Source organism: Clostridium sp. Marseille-P2415 (assembly GCF_900155545.1).
In the GTDB taxonomy this organism is placed as follows: Bacteria; Bacillota; Clostridia; order Lachnospirales; family Lachnospiraceae; genus Lacrimispora.
Genome location: NZ_LT732526.1, coordinates 1,724,726 through 1,742,229, shown reverse-complemented (window position 1 = coordinate 1,742,229; position 17,504 = coordinate 1,724,726). Strand labels below are relative to the sequence as shown.

16 protein-coding genes are annotated in these 17,504 nt (G+C 44.3%); 14 read left to right on the top strand and 2 right to left on the bottom strand.

The features are described 5' to 3' along the window. The first annotated feature begins 4 nt into the window (after positions 1 to 4). The 4 genes from BQ9856_RS12970 to BQ9856_RS12955 all read left to right on the top strand — a co-directional run bounded on the left by BQ9856_RS12970 (position 5) and on the right by BQ9856_RS12955 (position 4,801). Positions 5 to 1,309 (top strand): 2-hydroxycarboxylate transporter family protein, encoded by a 1,305-nt coding sequence (locus tag BQ9856_RS12970; RefSeq protein WP_077611416.1) that lies wholly within the window; start codon positions 5 to 7, stop codon positions 1,307 to 1,309. A gap of 114 nt (positions 1,310 to 1,423) precedes the next feature. Then, a complete protein-coding gene (locus BQ9856_RS12965) occupies positions 1,424 to 2,425 on the top strand; it encodes a LysR family transcriptional regulator (RefSeq protein ID WP_077611417.1) in 1,002 nt (333 codons plus the stop codon). Positions 2,426 to 2,455: 30 nt separating this feature from the next. Then, a complete protein-coding gene (locus BQ9856_RS12960) occupies positions 2,456 to 3,760 on the top strand; it encodes a 2-hydroxycarboxylate transporter family protein (RefSeq protein WP_077611416.1) in 1,305 nt (434 codons plus the stop codon). Between the two features lie 114 nt (positions 3,761 to 3,874). After that, positions 3,875 to 4,801: a LysR family transcriptional regulator gene (locus BQ9856_RS12955; RefSeq protein WP_077611415.1), complete on the top strand. Its 927-nt coding sequence runs from the start codon at positions 3,875 to 3,877 to the stop codon at positions 4,799 to 4,801. Positions 4,802 to 4,816: 15 nt separating this feature from the next. On the opposite strand, the gene BQ9856_RS12950 is transcribed toward BQ9856_RS12955, so the two are convergent. Beyond that, positions 4,817 to 5,740 (bottom strand): LysR family transcriptional regulator, encoded by a 924-nt coding sequence (locus tag BQ9856_RS12950; RefSeq protein ID WP_077611414.1) that lies wholly within the window; start codon positions 5,738 to 5,740, stop codon positions 4,817 to 4,819. A 133-nt stretch (positions 5,741 to 5,873) separates the two neighbouring features. Between BQ9856_RS12950 and BQ9856_RS12945 the strand changes: the two genes are divergently transcribed. The 8 genes from BQ9856_RS12945 (at position 5,874) to BQ9856_RS12910 (ending at position 14,572) form a co-directional block, all read left to right on the top strand. Then, entirely contained in the window at positions 5,874 to 8,171 is a 2,298-nt protein-coding gene (locus BQ9856_RS12945; protein ID WP_077611413.1) for a hydratase, read from the top strand. A 15-nt stretch (positions 8,172 to 8,186) separates the two neighbouring features. Then, on the top strand, positions 8,187 to 8,486 hold the full coding sequence (gene citD, locus BQ9856_RS12940; protein ID WP_077611412.1) for a citrate lyase acyl carrier protein: 300 nt from the start codon (positions 8,187 to 8,189) through the stop codon (positions 8,484 to 8,486). Continuing rightward, entirely contained in the window at positions 8,483 to 9,385 is a 903-nt protein-coding gene (locus BQ9856_RS12935; RefSeq protein WP_200801308.1) for an aldolase/citrate lyase family protein, read from the top strand. Before citD ends, BQ9856_RS12935 begins: the two co-directional genes overlap by 4 nt. Position 9,386: 1 nt before the next feature. Continuing rightward, positions 9,387 to 10,949, top strand: coding sequence for a citrate lyase subunit alpha (gene citF, locus BQ9856_RS12930; RefSeq protein WP_077611411.1), 1,563 nt, complete (start codon positions 9,387 to 9,389; stop codon positions 10,947 to 10,949). A gap of 30 nt (positions 10,950 to 10,979) precedes the next feature. Then, positions 10,980 to 11,954: a triphosphoribosyl-dephospho-CoA synthase gene (locus tag BQ9856_RS12925; protein ID WP_159441992.1), complete on the top strand. Its 975-nt coding sequence runs from the start codon at positions 10,980 to 10,982 to the stop codon at positions 11,952 to 11,954. A gap of 83 nt (positions 11,955 to 12,037) precedes the next feature. After that, the gene (locus BQ9856_RS24555; protein WP_159441991.1) at positions 12,038 to 12,199 is read left to right on the top strand and encodes a hypothetical protein; all 162 of its coding nucleotides are present in this window, start codon (positions 12,038 to 12,040) and stop codon (positions 12,197 to 12,199) included. 195 nt (positions 12,200 to 12,394) lie between these two features. Next, positions 12,395 to 13,444 carry an isocitrate/isopropylmalate dehydrogenase family protein gene (locus BQ9856_RS12915; protein ID WP_077611408.1) on the top strand — a complete coding sequence of 350 codons (1,050 nt, stop codon included), beginning with the start codon at positions 12,395 to 12,397 and terminating at the stop codon, positions 13,442 to 13,444. 12 nt (positions 13,445 to 13,456) lie between these two features. Continuing rightward, positions 13,457 to 14,572: an Ldh family oxidoreductase gene (locus BQ9856_RS12910; RefSeq protein WP_077611407.1), complete on the top strand. Its 1,116-nt coding sequence runs from the start codon at positions 13,457 to 13,459 to the stop codon at positions 14,570 to 14,572. 38 nt (positions 14,573 to 14,610) lie between these two features. On the opposite strand, the gene BQ9856_RS12905 is transcribed toward BQ9856_RS12910, so the two are convergent. Then, entirely contained in the window at positions 14,611 to 15,474 is an 864-nt protein-coding gene (locus tag BQ9856_RS12905; protein WP_077611406.1) for a LysR family transcriptional regulator, read from the bottom strand. Between the two features lie 120 nt (positions 15,475 to 15,594). Between BQ9856_RS12905 and BQ9856_RS12900 the strand changes: the two genes are divergently transcribed. Both BQ9856_RS12900 and BQ9856_RS12895 read left to right on the top strand, forming a co-directional pair. Further along, the gene (locus tag BQ9856_RS12900; RefSeq protein ID WP_077611405.1) at positions 15,595 to 16,440 is read left to right on the top strand and encodes a sugar phosphate isomerase/epimerase family protein; all 846 of its coding nucleotides are present in this window, start codon (positions 15,595 to 15,597) and stop codon (positions 16,438 to 16,440) included. Positions 16,441 to 16,576: 136 nt separating this feature from the next. Continuing rightward, entirely contained in the window at positions 16,577 to 17,503 is a 927-nt protein-coding gene (locus tag BQ9856_RS12895; RefSeq protein WP_077611404.1) for a CobW family GTP-binding protein, read from the top strand. Position 17,504 lies beyond the last annotated feature (1 nt).

The window sequence follows — 17,504 nt, the reverse complement described above, 5'->3', positions numbered from 1 at the left end:
TATTATGGAAATATTAAAGAAGAAGTATTATGGAATGCCAATCTGGCTGATAACTGTCTGCCTGCTGCTGATTTATGGGGCGACCTATATGGAGCTTCTGCCGGACCAGGATATGTTAACTATTATAATTATCATGTTTGCCGGGGGATTGCTGCTTTTTGAAATCGGTGAGCGTCTGCCTGTCTGGAAGGATTTTCTGGGCGGTGGTGCGGTTATGGCATTTTTTGGCGCGGCTGTGTTGGAATACTTTCAGATCCTTCCGGCCAGGTATTCAGAGGCGATTACGTTTTACTATGATGATTTTGGTTTCCAGACAGTATTCATTACACTGTTAATTGTGTCGGCGGTGTTGGCTGTAAACCGTAAGCAGCTTATTAAGGCTTTTAGTGGTTACATTCCAGCTATTTTTGGTGGTATCGCTGCAGCAGCTGTCTTTGGCATGATAGGTGCCGTTATCTGCGGCGTCAATATCAAGGAAGTGGTCGCCTATTATGTACTTCCAACTATGGGAGGCGGAAACGGAGCCGGAGCTATCCCATTGTCTGAGATGTGGGAGGCAAGTACTGGATTGGGAAAGGATGCATACTATTCAAAGGCTTTTGCCATTTTAAATATTGCAAACAACTTTGCTATTATCGGAGCAGTTTTACTTAATTCATTGGGAGAAAAAATTCCAAAGCTTTCCGGAAAAGGGGAATTATTAAAGAATCCGGAAAAGTATGTATTGGTTGAGGACAGCCAGGAAAAACCTAAGATCAGCCAATTTGAAATGGCTGGAGGCCTTTTACTTGCAGGAGCGATTTTTGTGGTTTCATTGGTATTTTCTGAGAATATACTTCCGGCTATTGGTCCTGTATCTTTACACATGTATGCTTATATGGTTGTAATTACGGCGATTCTAAACGTTTCCAATATCGTTCCCATTGAAATTAAGGAAGGTGTAAAGAAATTATCGAATTTCTTTACAAAGCCGCTTATGTGTTATTGCATGTTTGGCATCGGTATCGCATTCACAGATCTGGCAGATTTCCTGGCAGTACTTAACTGGCAGACATTGGTGATTTGCGCATTTGTAGTATTCGGTGCGATTATCGGATCTGGAGCAATGGGAATGTTGTTCGGGTTTAACTTTGTGGAATCAGCCATTACTGCCGGGCTCTGTATGGCTAACCGCGGCGGATCCGGGGACCTTCAGGTTTTAGGTGCCGGCAAAAGAATGAATCTTATGAGCTACGCTCAGATCTCATCGCGTATCGGAGGTGCGATTATCCTGCTGCTGGCCAGCATTGTGTTTGGATTTATGGCCTGAAATGTGATATGATAATACAAAACAAGATGACTCGGCATATCCTGTCCGAAGCCCGTTTAAGCGGGCTCGGACAGGTTGTCGGGTGTTTTGTGTTACGAAAGCAGGAGGTATCACATGGACTTTAGAGAACTTGTTTATATTACGACAGTGGCAGATTGCAAAAGCGTAACAGCGGCAGCTAAGAAACTTTATATTTCACAACCTTCTCTCAGTCAGATTATATCAAAAGTGGAAAATGATCTGGGGGTAAAGCTGTTTGACAGGACCATCTACCCCATCGCTCTTACCTATGCAGGAGAAACGTATGTGGAGACAGCTCGGAAAATCCNCTATACGTATCCGGAGTATGAATATGATCCGGAGGTTTATGAGAAACAGGTTTACGATAATTTCGGACATGAAAACCCGGATTATGTTTTACGGATGGGCCCCAATATTGCAGACTGGCCGGAAATGGTTCCTATGGGCAGGCATTTGCTTTTAAAAGTGGCGGGCTCCTATGAGGGTTCTGTTACCACGGACGAGCTGATTCCTTCCGGGGATGCCTCCTCTTACCGTTCTAACCCTGAGAAAATTTCAGAATATACCATGATCAGCCGTGACCCGGAATATGTGGGGAGGGCAAAGCAGGTAAGAAATTTAAGCGGGGAGCTTACGAAGAAGGGGACTGTATCGGATGAAGAATGTGCCCGGATTATCCGGGAAATCTGCAGTGATACCGGCTGTACTCTTAAGGATATTACAATCGGAAGCATTATGGTTTCCCAGGAAATCGGGGATGGCTCCTCCAGAGAGCAGGCGGCCAGCTGTCAGAAGGTTTTGGGTGGTTTTGCTAATCTTGCTAATGCCTATTCCACGAAACGCTACCGTTCCAACCTGATTAATTGGGGAATCCTGCCATTACAGACCGACGAGAAGCTCGACATTCCGAATGGTACATATTTATTTATAGAAAATGTAAGGGAAAAAGTAAGGAAAGGAGGAGACAGGATTTCTCTCAGGGTTATGGATGGCAGCGGAAAGGTTTATTCCTGTTCCGTGGGAGTTATGACAGAGGTAGAAAAAGAAATTGTGCTCTCGGGATGTCTGATTAATTATTATAAAACTACAAATTAAATTATGGGCAAAAAAGTGGGGTAAATTATTATGGAAATATTAAAGAAGAAGTATTATGGAATGCCAATCTGGCTGATAACTGTCTGCCTGCTGCTGATTTATGGGGCGACCTATATGGAGCTTCTGCCGGACCAGGATATGTTAACTATTATAATTATCATGTTTGCCGGGGGATTGCTGCTTTTTGAAATCGGTGAGCGTCTGCCTGTCTGGAAGGATTTTCTGGGCGGTGGTGCGGTTATGGCATTTTTTGGCGCGGCTGTGTTGGAATACTTTCAGATCCTTCCGGCCAGGTATTCAGAGGCGATTACGTTTTACTATGATGATTTTGGTTTCCAGACAGTATTCATTACACTGTTAATTGTGTCGGCGGTGTTGGCTGTAAACCGTAAGCAGCTTATTAAGGCTTTTAGTGGTTACATTCCAGCTATTTTTGGTGGTATCGCTGCAGCAGCTGTCTTTGGCATGATAGGTGCCGTTATCTGCGGCGTCAATATCAAGGAAGTGGTCGCCTATTATGTACTTCCAACTATGGGAGGCGGAAACGGAGCCGGAGCTATCCCATTGTCTGAGATGTGGGAGGCAAGTACTGGATTGGGAAAGGATGCATACTATTCAAAGGCTTTTGCCATTTTAAATATTGCAAACAACTTTGCTATTATCGGAGCAGTTTTACTTAATTCATTGGGAGAAAAAATTCCAAAGCTTTCCGGAAAAGGGGAATTATTAAAGAATCCGGAAAAGTATGTATTGGTTGAGGACAGCCAGGAAAAACCTAAGATCAGCCAATTTGAAATGGCTGGAGGCCTTTTACTTGCAGGAGCGATTTTTGTGGTTTCATTGGTATTTTCTGAGAATATACTTCCGGCTATTGGTCCTGTATCTTTACACATGTATGCTTATATGGTTGTAATTACGGCGATTCTAAACGTTTCCAATATCGTTCCCATTGAAATTAAGGAAGGTGTAAAGAAATTATCGAATTTCTTTACAAAGCCGCTTATGTGTTATTGCATGTTTGGCATCGGTATCGCATTCACAGATCTGGCAGATTTCCTGGCAGTACTTAACTGGCAGACATTGGTGATTTGCGCATTTGTAGTATTCGGTGCGATTATCGGATCTGGAGCAATGGGAATGTTGTTCGGGTTTAACTTTGTGGAATCAGCCATTACTGCCGGGCTCTGTATGGCTAACCGCGGCGGATCCGGGGACCTTCAGGTTTTAGGTGCCGGCAAAAGAATGAATCTTATGAGCTACGCTCAGATCTCATCGCGTATCGGAGGTGCGATTATCCTGCTGCTGGCCAGCATTGTGTTTGGATTTATGGCCTGAAATGTGATATGATAATACAAAACAAGATGACTCGGCATATCCTGTCCGAAGCCCGTTTAAGCGGGCTCGGACAGGTTGTCGGGTGTTTTGTGTTACGAAAGCAGGAGGTATCACATGGACTTTAGAGAACTTGTTTATATTACGACAGTGGCAGATTGCAAAAGCGTAACAGCGGCAGCTAAGAAACTTTATATTTCACAACCTTCTCTCAGTCAGATTATATCAAAAGTGGAAAATGATCTGGGGGTAAAGCTGTTTGACAGGACCATCTACCCCATCGCTCTTACCTATGCAGGAGAAACGTATGTGGAGACAGCTCGGAAAATCCTCCTTCTCAAGGATAACCTGCGCCGCCGGCTTACTGATATCGGTGAAGGAAAACGAGGCAGGATAACCCTGGGCATTCCACTGGAAAGGGCGGGCTTTATGCTGCCCGCCACTTTGAAGGAGTTTAAAAAAGTATATCCGGGAGTGGAGATATGTCCGGTAGAGGCTAATTCGAGTATACTGATGGAGGGGCTGAAAAAAGGAGATACTAATTTTGTCATCCTTCCCAAAGAGTCTGCCGATATGGTCAGTGACTCAAAGATCGAATTGGAGATGGAGCTGATCTATAAGGAGGAGCTTCTGCTGGTTGCCGGTGAGGGGGTACTGGGGCCGGAGCATATGGAGCAGGGGTGCAATGATGTGGTGAACTTTAAGGCTCTGGAGTATGTTCCGTTCATTTTGCTGAAAAAAGGCCATGCGATCCGGCTTGAGGCAGAGCGCCTGTTTCGGGAGAACCATATAAATCCCTGCGTTGTAATGGAGACCTCCAGTACTATGAATGCTTTGCAGCTGGCGGATTCCGGCCTGGGAGCTGCGATTGTCCCGGAGCGGGCAGTGGCAATCCTGGGTGGCCGGGATAAGATACATTGCTATAGCTTAGGAAACCAGGTAAGTACCTGGGATGTGAATGTGATTTATCTCAAGGACGCTTATCTGGACGGAGCAGAGCGGTATTTTATTGAAGTTATGAAAAAAATATTTTCTAAGGATTAGAGGGCTGAATGGTTTTCAGCGGGTGAAGTATTTTCTTACTAAAGAGAGAAAATACTCATCGGCGCGGGACAGAAACCCTCCCTGCAGTGTGGTAATACACAAATTCCAATTAGGGCTATACTTCTCATCAATAGATAACAGTACCGGCGGAGTTTCCATGGAGGTAATATTCGCGTAATCGCTGGGGAGCAGAGTGATCCCCAGGCCTTTACCGGCAAGACTCTGAGCGGTTTCATAATTCTTGAGGGTGAGGACGATGTCAGGAACGATTTTGGCTTTGGCTAATATAGCATCCATAACATGGCGGATCCGCTGCCGCTTATGGAGGACAATGAAAGGTTCATTTTTTAAGAGTTTGATGTCCAGAACGGGATAGTTATAACCTTCCCGGGTCTGGGCTTTTTCTATAAGAGGATTCCCCTGGGGCAGGGCGATGACAAAAGGATCCCGGGCTAAAAGCTCATAGTGAAGAGAAGGGTGGGAATCTTTCTTTGGGGCATGCAGAAGGGCAAAGTCAAGTTCTCCGGATAAAAGCCGTTCCTCCTGCCTGTCTGTCGTTTCCTCATAGACATTGATTTCTATAGCCGGGCACATTTTTCTAAATTCCGGCAGGATCCGGGGCAGCATAATCGTACCAAGGTGGTTCGTGACCCCCATGAAGATGCGGCCTGTTCTCAGGTTGTTGATGTCGCTTATTTCGGTCTCAAAGTCATCGTATATCTTCAGTATCTGGCATGCGATCTGGTAATATCGTTCTCCCGCATAAGTTAAATTGAGTCCGTTCTTGGTACGGATGAAGAGTTTGATCCCTAAGGAATCCTCAATGCGCTGAAGGGACTGGCTCAGCGAGGGCTGGGCGATAAACAGCTTTTTAGCTGCCTGGGAAATGCTCTTTTCATCGGCTACTGTTTTTACATATTGAAGTTCTCTGTTGGTCATGGCTGCTCCTTTCCAAACTATAGGATATACCTATATACATTATTATATATATAGTATTTGCCTATAAAAGTAAAGTGTAATATAGTAAAGATAAGAAAAATATATCAAGTTTTAAACAGGAGGAAAAAACAATATGGTAAAGCTATATCACGGAGGGGTTTATCTGGTAAATGGTACTGATATCGTTCCGGAGTCAGAGGAAGGAAAAGTAAAGGCTGTAACAGGTAAGGCGGTTTTAAAAGAAGAGGCAGAAAAAGGGACCATGGCTTATTCCATTTTGGAAGCCCATAACACATCCGGAGATATGTCAGAATTAAGACTGAAATTTGATGCCATGGCATCTCATGATATTACTTTTGTAGGAATCATACAGACAGCAAAAGCTTCCGGTATGGAGAAATTCCCTGTACCTTATGTGCTTACCAACTGCCATAATTCCCTGTGTGCCGTAGGAGGTACGATCAATGAAGATGATCACATGTTCGGATTATCAGCAGCTAAGAAGTATGGAGGTATTTTTGTCCCGCCTCATATCGCGGTGATCCATCAGTATATGAGAGAGATGCATGCGGGATGCGGCCGTATGATTCTGGGATCCGATTCACATACCCGGTATGGAGCTTTGGGAACGATGGCCATCGGAGAAGGAGGCGGGGAACTGGTAAAACAGCTTTTAAACGATACGTATGACGTGGCGTATCCCGGAGTCGTTGCAGTTTATCTGACGGGAAGGCCCCAGCCGGGGGTAGGGCCTCAGGACATTGCGTTGGCTATTATCGGAAGCGTTTTTCAAGACGGGTATGTAAAGAATAAGGTAATGGAATTCGTGGGCCCCGGTATTGCTTCCATGAGTACGGATTATCGAAATGGTATTGATGTCATGACCACGGAAACGACTTGTCTGTCTTCCATCTGGAAAACGGATGAAGATACCAGGGAGTTTCTGACGGTTCATGGCCGGCAGCAGGATTATAAAGAGATAAAACCGGCTGATGTGGCCTACTATGATGGATGCGTTTATGTGGATCTAAGCACAGTAAAGCCCATGATCGCCCTTCCTTTCCATCCCAGCAATACATTCGAAATTGATGATTTAAATGAGAATTTAGAGGATATTTTACGGAGCGTTGAAAAAGAAGCTGAAAAAATAGGCAACGGCCGGGCCGCCTATACACTGACCGATAAAATTGTAAATGGAAGGCTGCAGGTACAGCAGGGAATCATCGCAGGCTGTGCCGGAGGCAATTATTCCAATGTAATAGAGGCTGCTCATGCCTTAAAAGGGAAAACATGCGGAAACAATGAATTCTCTCTGGCAGTTTATCCTTCATCGCAGCCGGTATTCTTGGATCTGGTTAAAAAGGGAGCGGTTGCCGGTTTGATGGAAGCGGGAGCCATTATACGGACTGCGTTCTGCGGACCGTGTTTTGGTGCAGGAGATACTCCATGCAACAATGGGCTCAGCATCCGCCACACTACCAGAAATTTCCCCAACAGAGAAGGATCTAAGCCGGGAAGCGGGCAGATGTCCGCAGTGGCCTTCATGGATGCCCGGTCCATTGCGGCTACTGCAGCCAATGGCGGCATTCTTACAGCGGCCACAGAGTTTGATTGCTGGGAAGATATTCCCGGATATAATTTTGATCAATCAGTCTATGAAAGCCGGGTATACCAGGGATTTAAAGAAGCGGATCACGAAAAAGAACTGGTTTATGGTCCGAATATCAAAGACTGGCCCGCAATGGGGGCTCTTACCGATAACATCATATTGAAAGTCTGCTCCAGGATTTTAGATGATGTCACCACAACCGATGAATTGATCCCGTCGGGAGAAACCTCCTCTTACCGCTCTAATCCACTTGGACTGGCTGAGTTCACCTTATCCAGAAGGGATCCGGAATATGTGGAAAGAAGCAAGGCTGTTGATAAGCTGGAAAAAGCCCGGATTAGCGGAGAAAACCCGGCAGATCTGGAACCGGAGTTATTGAAAGCTTTTGATGCTTTGCGAAAGATTCCGGGACTTGGAGACATCAGAATGGAAGAGACGGAAATCGGAAGCATGATATATGCGGTCAAACCCGGCGACGGTTCTGCAAGAGAACAGGCTGCCAGCTGCCAGAGAGTACTTGGAGGGCTTGCCAATATTACCAGAGAGTATGCAACCAAGCGTTACCGTTCCAATGTGATGAACTGGGGAATGCTGCCGTTCCAGATGGATGGAGAACCGGATTTTAAAGTCGGAGATTATATCTTTGTTCCGGGAATCAGAAAAGCGCTGGACGGTGATTTGAAAAATATACGTGCATATCAGATAACGGGCGGCAAGGTCAGGGAATTGAAGCTGTATATCGCGGATATGACACAGGTGGAACGGGAAATCATTAAGGCAGGCTGCCTGATCAATTATAACAGAAACAGAAAACAGGTTTAAACAGGGAGGAACGATATGGAAATCATGAAACCGGCTATGGCCGGAACAATGGAATCCAGCGATTGTCAGGTTACAGTGGAACCTGGAAAGGGCAGTGTTGAATTTTATTTAGTAAGTTCTGTGATCAATCAGTATGGGAACCAGATTAAAAAAGTGGTTATGGAAACGCTGCAGGCATTACAGGTGAAGGACGGGATCATTAAAATAGTAGATAAGGGAGCTCTGGATTGTACCATCAAGGCAAGAGTAGAGGGTGCCGTTTACCGTTCCTTGAATCAGGTGGAAAATTTACCGTGGGGAGGTACCATACGGTGATAAATCAAAATAAAAAACGTTTAAGAAGAACCATGATGTTCCTTAATGCACAAAAGCCGGGATTGATTAAAGATCCCTATATTTACGGACCGGATTCCATTATGCTGGATTTGGAAGATGCAGTAGCGGAGAATCAGAAGGATGCAGCCAGGTTTTCCCTGTATCATGCCCTGAGGGAAATTGACTATAAGGGGTGTGAGCGGGTAGTGCGCATCAACGGACTGGACACTCCCTGCTGGACAGAGGATATCCGCTGTGCGGTAGCAGGCGGCTGCGATTCCATCCGCCTGCCCAAGACGGAAAAAGAAGAAGACATAAAGCGGGTAGAAGAGGCCGTGATTGCAGCAGAAAAGGAATTTGGAATTCCGGAAGGCAGGACTTTGATCATGGCGGCTATTGAATCAGCAAGAGGTGTCATGAAAGCCATGGAGATATGCGAATCTTCTGAACGGCTTTTTGGAATCGCACTTTCAGGCGGAGATTATACCAAAGATTTGCAGACCCATATTACCGGAACAGGACTGGAACTGATGGGAGCCAGACAGAATATGATTATTGCGGCGAGAGCGGCAGGTGTTCAGTGCTTTGATACGGTTTATACAGATTTGGATGATATGGAGGGCTTCCGGAAAGATGTGGAAACCATTCATCTGATGGGATTTGACGGAAAATCAATCATTAATCCGAGACAGATCAGCATTGTTCATGAAATTTTCACACCAAATCAAAAGGATATTATTTTCGCTGAAAAAGTGGTGAGGGAAATTGATGAGAAAAAAGCTCAGGGAATCGGTGTCTTTACGGTTGACGGAAAAATGATTGATATCGCATTTTACGATGGAGCAAAGCGTACGATAGAACTTGCGAAAGCATCCGGTGTGTATAAGGGGGATTTATAAGATGATCAATGCAGTCGGAAGAGATATTCCGGAGGAAATCTTAAAAGCCACGGGAAAGGAAGTGTTTCAGGGAAATCATTACAGAGATGGGTATACATACAGGAAAGACGGTCCTGTTACCAGATGTGTGATCAACAATGAAGGCAGGAAGCTGGTGGATTCCATTCATGACGTTCTCGTTAAATGCAAGATAAAAGATGGCATGACGTTAGGCTTTCACCATCATTTCAGAGAGGGGGATTATATTGTCAATCTGGTGATGGAAGAAGTTCACAAAATGGGCATTAAGGACATTACCATCTGTGCCAGTTCTTTGGGAAAAGCGCATGACGCGATCGTTCCGTATATAGAAGACGGAACAATCACGGGCATACAGTCCTCAGGAGTAAGAGGAAAGATAGGAAAAGCCATTTCAGAAGGAAAATTAAGAGGGCTGGCGATCATGCGTTCTCACGGCGGCCGTGTCAGGGCGATTGAAAGCGGCGAAACGAGGATTGATATTGCCTTTATAGGCTCGCCGACTTGTGATGATTACGGTAATTGCCGGGGAATCGGCGGAAAGAGTGACTGCGGCGTTCTGTCTTATGCAGTGGTGGATGCAGATCATGCAGACAAGGTTGTAGCTATTACGGACTGCCTGGTGCCCTTTCCCAACTTTCCCGCTCATATCAGCATGACCAGGGTGGATTATGTGGTGGTGGTAGATGCGATTGGAAATCCGGATAAAATTGCTACAGGTGCAGCAAAGCCGACGACAGATATGAGAAAGCTGATGATGGCTGATTATTGTACCAGATTTTTAATCCATACACCTTACTTTAAAGACGGATTCTCTTATCAGACCGGGGTCGGAGGGGCTTCCATCGCGTCTACTGTTTCTCTGGCAAAGATCATGAAGGAAAGAAATATCCGAATGCGTTTTGGCGTAGGCGGTTTGACAAAACCCATGTGTGACTTATTGGTGAATGGTCAGGTGGACTGTCTTTTGGATACTCAGGATTTTGACCTGGATGCAGTTGAGTCGGTAAAGGATTTAAAGCACTTCCGAATATCGGCAGGTGAGTATGCGGATCCGTTTAACAAAGGCGCAGTGGTCAATAAACTGGATTTTGTGATTCTGGCAGCTTTAGAGGTTGATGTTAACTTCAATTGCAATGTGGTTGTAGGGTCGGATGGCGTGATCACCGGTGCACAGGGAGGTCATCCGGATACGGCAGCAGGAGCCAGGTGCACCATAGTTATCGTACCCCTGTTACAGGGGCGCATTCCGGCAGTTTGCACTGATGTTACTACTGTTACTACTCCGGGAGAAAGCATTGATGTGGTGATCACTGATTATGGCATCGCGGTCAATCCCAGACGCCAGGACCTGATTGAATGTATGAAAGAAGCAGACCTTCCCTTTAAAACAATCGAAGAATTGAGAGATATCGCATATTCTATTGCAGGAGAGCCGGAGAGAGTTGCTTTTACGGATAAAGTGGTAGGCATTATTGAAAGCAGGGATGGGACCATTATGGATGTGGTACGCCAAGTGAAAGCGTTTGAATTTGCAGAAGAGTAGGCTGTTAAGAGGGATAAACAAATGCTTTTTATGAACCGGATTAGAACGGATATATCAGAATATTCCATCTGGGTTGCCCGGCAGGCCAGACTGGCCCTTCTGGAAGAAGTTTACACTTCCCCTAAGCCGGGACTTGTCGATCCTCTGACAAATGGGGCCCATAAAGACATGAACCTGCTGACTTTTGAACGAAGTGCAAGAACTCTGGAACCTTTTTTTGAAGAAATGGCCAGGTATGGAATTGAAATGTCACATGAACCACAAAAGCTATTCCGCATGATCCGAAATGTTGGTATTAAGGCTGAAAGGGCCATGTACCAGGCCTGCAATGGAGTCAATACCCATAAAGGTGCAATTTTTACCATAGGAATATTCAGTGCCGCTGCCGGCTGCTGTTATTCAGATTCGGGTTCATTTTCTTTAAAGGACTTAATTCAGGCAGAGCAGAAAATGGTAAAGAAGATACTGACAATGGAAATTGACGGATTGCAGGGCCTTTCCCCCCGCAGTAACGGAGAATGGAATTTAAACAGATATGGTGCTGCGGGAGTCCGGGGGGAAGCGATATTGGGCTATCCATCCGTAACAGAGCTGGCGCTCCCGGTTATAATGGCGGGAGCGCACCGGAAGCTTAATTGGAACCGTGTAAAATTACAGTCCCTGTTCACTTTGATGAAGCATGTTGAGGATGGAAATGTTTTGGCCCGCACAGGCCGGGAAGGGCTTTTGAAGGTACAGGACATTGCCGGCCGGTTTCTGGAGGGCGGAGGAGCTTACGATAGGAATGCGATAGAAAAACTGAAGGTCATGGATCAATATTTTACGGAAAAAAATTACAGCAACGGAGGATGTGCGGATCTGCTGGCTGCAGCCATTTTTTTGTACCGTATCCTGGAGGGGAATCCATTTAAAGGAAATGCCGTTTGTTCCCGTAAGACAGAGCAGATCAGGGAGTTAGTCCCGGAAACAACATGGGAATTTTTGCATGACTGCATAGAAAAATAGAATTGGATTATTATAGCAGGATCTGTTAAAGTCAATCTAAGAAGGAAATAAAAAGTCTGATTATCTGAATGGAGGTGGCTGACATGACGGAGGCACAGAAAAATCAAACAGTAAATAAAATTTTTGGATCTTATATAGGTAATACACGGTTTGTACCGGGAGCTGCAGAAGAGAAAGACGAAAGCAGCAAGAAAAAAGAGGAAGAACTGTTTGAAATGGTTGACGATTATGTCGAACAGGCTTAAGAGAATAACTTTGGGGTGCCGTATTAAGCGTTTTCTTAACACGGCATATTTTTTTACGCGTGAAACGAGCCAAACGAACCGTAATTCATATGGAATTATGCATTTTCTGCATTCCCAGATATACGGTATTGGCATTTTACGTATGACAGTTGTGACGGTAAAATCAGTGTATCAGAAAAGACGGGAGGGGATGCCATGAGCATTGAGATAGGAATTATACGCGGAAATGGGATAGGACCGGAAATAATGGATGCGGCCTTGTGCGTGATGGAGGCGACGGGACTTGATTTTAAATGGATTCCTGTAGCCATAGGAGATGAGGGGATGGAACAATATGGCCATCCATTGCCGCAGGAATCCGTAAAAAAGCTGAAAAAAATCGGCTTGGCAATGAAATCGCCATTATTGGTAGATAAATTCAAGGGAAGACTGCATTGTGAACATGAAGATGGTACGGAAGGCATTTATTCCTCTTTAAATAATGCGGTCAGAAGGGAACTGGGATTATATGTGTGTCCGAGACCCATATCAGGAATTAAAAATATATCAGGAAATCATGAGGAATTGGATGTACATATCATGCGTGAAGTCACAGAGGATGTGTACAGCGGCATTGAACATATGATAGGGGATTACGCGGCAGAATGTATAAAATTAACGACTAAGGCAGCGGCAGAAAGAGTATCCAGGTTTGCATTTGAGTATGCAAAGAAATATGGCAGGAAAAAAGTAAGCTGTGTCCATAAAGCGAATGCGGTCAGTATGGCAGATGGATTGTTCCTTTCAAGTTTTCGTAAAATAGCAGAGGAATATCCCATGATTGAGAGCGATGACTATATGGTAGATGCAGCAGCATTTTTTCTTGCTAAAGATCCAAAAAAGTTTGATGTTCTGTTATGTTCCAACCAGTATGGTGATATACTTTCGGATCTTGCTGCAGGGCTGGCTGGAAGCCTTGGTTTGGTACCGGGAGCCAATATAGGGGAGGGGATGCTTGTCGCCGAGGCATCTCATGGAGCAGCTCCTGATATTGCCGGAAAGGGAATTGCAAATCCTGTCGCATTAATTTTATCAGGAGCGATTTTGTTAAATCATATTGGAAAAAAAGAGGAAGCCTTATGGATTCGTAAGGCGGCAATGGAAATAGTCTCCGAAAGGAAGCATTTAACCAGAGACCTGGGAGGGAATGCCACAACCTCTGAGATAGCAGATGCAATTGCAGCGCGAGTAAAAACATTCAGATAGAAAGGTGAAGATATGAAAGAAAAAAATTTTCGTGAGGAAGAATTAATTAAGTTAGGACAGGAGCTTTTCCTGAAAGGAGGGTTAAAAGAGGAAGATGCATTTACAATAGCAAAAGATTTGGCTGCCGCAGATTTGAGAGGCTTATATAGTCACGGAGTATCCAGAATTCCAATGTATCTGAAGCGGATTGACTGTAAATGTGTGAATCCCAGGCCGGATATAAAAGCAGAGCAGGTTGCTCCGGCAGCACTTCGGGTGAATGGCGATGATGGAATGGGATTTCTGGTTGCCCATAAAGCTGTGGAAGCCGGAATTGAGCTGGCAGAAAAAACAGGAATTGCAATGGTGGGATGCACCCACAGCACTCATTTTGGAATGGCGGCGCTCTATGTAAAACAGGCAGTGGATGCCGGATACTGCTGTATGGTATATACCAATTCAAGCCCTGCATTGCCGGTTCATGGCGGACGTACTTCCTTTTTGGGAGCTGCGCCGTTTGCGGCAGGAATGCCGGGGGGATATGAAAGTCCGGCGTATGTACTGGATATGGCAATGACAAAGACCGCACGGGGAAAAATTCGTGTCGCCATGATCAATAACGAGCCAATACCGGAAGGACTGGCATTAGACAGTAAAGGTAATCCGACTACAGATGCAAAAAAAGCCTTTGAAGGTGTCTGTCTGCCATTTGGGGGACCCAAGGGGGCAGGACTTGCTATGCTGATGGATATGATAGCTGGAATGTATACAGGTTCCAATTATGCGGGAGATGTGAGCAGCCTGTATTACCGGTTTGATGAACCGCAGAATCTTGGTCATATGATTTTCATCATGAAATCGGATCTGTTTATGAATCTTGATGACTATAAAAAGAAAATGGATATTTATTATAAAAGGCTGAAAGCATTGCCAAGGGCTGCCGGCTGCGATGAAATATTGATGCCCGGAGAACCGGAGGATAGAAAAACGGAAGAAAACAGAAAAAATGGAATTCTGCTGAGCGGTAATATTCAGGAAAGCCTTTATATGGAATGCATGAAAAGAGGAGTCGACTGTTCCGGTATTCTGGGTGAGATGAATATAGATTGTGGTCACAATGCAGGAGAGGTAGTATTTGAACAAAGATAAAAAACGAGGCGGGCAGTGTTTGTCCGCCTTATTGAGTTCTAAAACTGTATTTCCTTCAGAAAATCGATGAAATGTGACAGAAGCGGGTTACATAGGTCTTCTTTATCATATACAAGCCAGGATTTTCTGGTGAACTTTGAACCATCTAAATACTCCAGCGGAAGAGAAAAAAGGTCATCATCGGGATCAGCGTATTTTCCGTCGGAGAATATGCCATATCCGAGATTGTTCTTCACTAATTGAATGCATGCATCGCCGGAGTGCACTCTGAACCGGATATTCGGGGGAGTTTTATAACGTTCCTTCCACCAGCGTCTGGTGGCCTTAACAATGGTTTTTTCTTTTGTATATTCAATTTGCGGGAGATCAGGCAGATCACTTAAGATGATCGGTTCTTTGGAAATAATATATATCTGGTCTTCTGACAGAAGCCGCTTATCCAGAGAGGATGAAACATCGCCGCGGAGAAAGCCGGCATCCAGTTCTTTGTTTTCTAATGATTTTAATAATTCACTGCTAAGATCGGTATGCAGATCAAGATTGATATCCGGATATGTTTGGGTGAATTTTCCAATCAGGGAAGGCATAATAAAATGCATGTAGGAATTGGGGGCACCGATTCGTAAAGTGCCGGACAGTTTGTTATTGGATTGGGATATGTGCAGTTTGACATCGTCAATGATATCCAACAGTGTCACTGCTTTTCCGGCCACATATTCACCATGGGAGGTAAATGTTACCCCTTTGTTATTACGGATTAACAAGGTTGTTCCTAATTCTGTTTCAATCTGCTGCAGCCTTCTGGTCAGTGACGGCTGTGTGATAAATAACCGGTTTGCAGTCTTTGTGATGTTCTTTGTTTTATATAGAGTTGCTAATATCATCCAATCAAAATCTCTCATTTTAATATCTCCATACCTGGCTGTTCATTTTAGCATTTTCATTATAACATATAATTAATATAAAAGTAAGTCTGTTGAAGCTGTCGTATTGATAATAGATAGAAGGGAAGGATAAAGAAAATGAAACTTTCATATCCAGTTACGGTTCCGGATACATCGGCAAAAGTTATGGCGTGGTGCGATGAATATAGTGAGGCTTTTCCTGCATTGAAAAAGTCTGGTTATGAGGCAGTAGAACTGCTTGTCAGGGATCCAAAGACTGTGAACCGGAATCTGCTTGATGAATTATTGGAATTAAATCAGTTAAGTCTGTCGGCCATAGGAACAAGCCCTATGCAGAAAGAAGATCAATTATTTTTAATGGATACGGACGAGGAAAGGAGAGAAGAAGCTTTAAGGCGTTTCGATGACCTGATTGATCTTGCGGCTTATTACCGTGTGCCGGTGCTGATTGGCAAGTTTCGCGGAATGGTTGGAGATCAGCCGGGGTGTACGCTTGGTGATTTGCAGAATATTATGAGAAAAGCCTGCAAAAAGGCGGAGAAAGCTGGGATTGATATATATTTAGAGCCACAGAGCCGGAGCAGTATTAATAATTTGAATACAGCTGAGGAATGCATTGCATGGATCAATGAGTCAGGTTGTAAGAATATAAAGCTATTGATGGATTTATATCACCTGGAAAAAACGGAAAAGTCTGTAACAGAAAGCCTTTTAAGATCAAAAGACTATATTGGAATGATCCATATGTCTGATAGTGAGAGACGTATACCCGGATATGGAAATATACCTATGCAGGAAGTACTGACCGCGTTGGAAATAGCAGGTTATGAGGGATACCTGTCAATGGAAATAAAACAGTATCCCAGTTCAGCCGAGGCAGCAGGATTATGTGTTTTGTCTTTAAAATATATTGAAAGCCTGAAAGACGAGAGAAATGAAACGGTTCATTTAATTAATAAATAAGGCGGAATACATAAATACGAATAACGTACCTTTCTTTATCATATAAAAAATTGAAAGCATACCAGAGAGCATGTGAGCAAGAGGAAGTGCATAACTTGAGATATTAAAGGCACTGGGCTGAAAGAGGAGGCGTTATATGTCTACAGAGATTTATGTAATATCAGGCTTTTTAGGAGCTGGAAAAACAACTCTTATACAGAAAATGATTCAGGAAGTATTTAAAAATGAAAGGATTGCCCTGATTGAAAATGATTTTGGTGAGATCAGTGTTGATGCAGTATTGCTGAAATCCGAGGCTATTGAAGTAAAAGAGATCAATTCAGGCTGTATTTGCTGCAGCCTGTCGGGAGATTTCATAAAATCCCTAAAAGCATTGCTGGAGCGCTTTCATCCGGATAAGGTTTTAATCGAACCATCCGGAGTCGGCAAGCTGTCAGATGTTGTTAAGGCCTGTACGGATCCCCGTATTCTTCCTTATGCAAAAGTGAAGGCTAAAATAACAGTTGCAGATGTGAAACGCTGCAGAATGTATCTTGATAATTTCGGCGAGTTTTTTGAAGACCAGATCCGTAACGCCGACCTGATATTCTTAAGCCGTACCGGGGCTTTTCCTGACAGAATCATGGAAGCACAGAAGATTATAAAAGGTCTGAATGCGGATTCTGTCATTATTTCAAAGTCCTGGGATCAAATCGATATGGCTGAAATCCTGCATTCCCATAATGGATATAAACGGAATCATGTGCACAGCTATAGAGAGGGACCCTGCCATTGTTCCCACCATCATTCGGCAGAAGAAGCATTTGATACCGTTACCATACGAACCAAACGGATTTTCAGCAAAGAGGATTTAAAGGCATGTGTATTAAATATGGAGAGGACAGCAAATGGATCCGTCCTCCGCGCCAAAGGCATTGTGAAAGGACCAAGCGGATACATGAGCCTGCAGTACCTTCCCGGGGAAATTCAGATCACAAATTGTTCTTCCGGTGGAGATATGCTTTGTATTATCGGACAGAATCTTAACCAACAGGAACTTTATACCATCTTTAACAGGACATGAT

Bases quoted from the DNA above. Each gene is read 5' to 3' on its own strand.
- BQ9856_RS12970 (WP_077611416.1), top strand. From the start codon at position 5: ATGGAAATATTAAAGAAGAAGTATTATGGAATGCCAATCTGGCTGATA.
- BQ9856_RS12960 (WP_077611416.1), top strand. From the start codon at position 2,456: ATGGAAATATTAAAGAAGAAGTATTATGGAATGCCAATCTGGCTGATA.
- BQ9856_RS12955 (WP_077611415.1), top strand. From the start codon at position 3,875: ATGGACTTTAGAGAACTTGTTTATATTACGACAGTGGCAGATTGCAAA.
- BQ9856_RS12950 (WP_077611414.1), bottom strand. From the start codon at position 5,740: ATGACCAACAGAGAACTTCAATATGTAAAAACAGTAGCCGATGAAAAG.
- BQ9856_RS12945 (WP_077611413.1), top strand. From the start codon at position 5,874: ATGGTAAAGCTATATCACGGAGGGGTTTATCTGGTAAATGGTACTGAT.
- citD (WP_077611412.1), top strand. From the start codon at position 8,187: ATGGAAATCATGAAACCGGCTATGGCCGGAACAATGGAATCCAGCGAT.
- citF (WP_077611411.1), top strand. From the start codon at position 9,387: ATGATCAATGCAGTCGGAAGAGATATTCCGGAGGAAATCTTAAAAGCC.
- BQ9856_RS12925 (WP_159441992.1), top strand. From the start codon at position 10,980: ATGAACCGGATTAGAACGGATATATCAGAATATTCCATCTGGGTTGCC.
- BQ9856_RS24555 (WP_159441991.1), top strand. From the start codon at position 12,038: ATGACGGAGGCACAGAAAAATCAAACAGTAAATAAAATTTTTGGATCT.
- BQ9856_RS12915 (WP_077611408.1), top strand. From the start codon at position 12,395: ATGAGCATTGAGATAGGAATTATACGCGGAAATGGGATAGGACCGGAA.
- BQ9856_RS12910 (WP_077611407.1), top strand. From the start codon at position 13,457: ATGAAAGAAAAAAATTTTCGTGAGGAAGAATTAATTAAGTTAGGACAG.
- BQ9856_RS12905 (WP_077611406.1), bottom strand. From the start codon at position 15,474: ATGAGAGATTTTGATTGGATGATATTAGCAACTCTATATAAAACAAAG.
- BQ9856_RS12900 (WP_077611405.1), top strand. From the start codon at position 15,595: ATGAAACTTTCATATCCAGTTACGGTTCCGGATACATCGGCAAAAGTT.
- BQ9856_RS12895 (WP_077611404.1), top strand. From the start codon at position 16,577: ATGTCTACAGAGATTTATGTAATATCAGGCTTTTTAGGAGCTGGAAAA.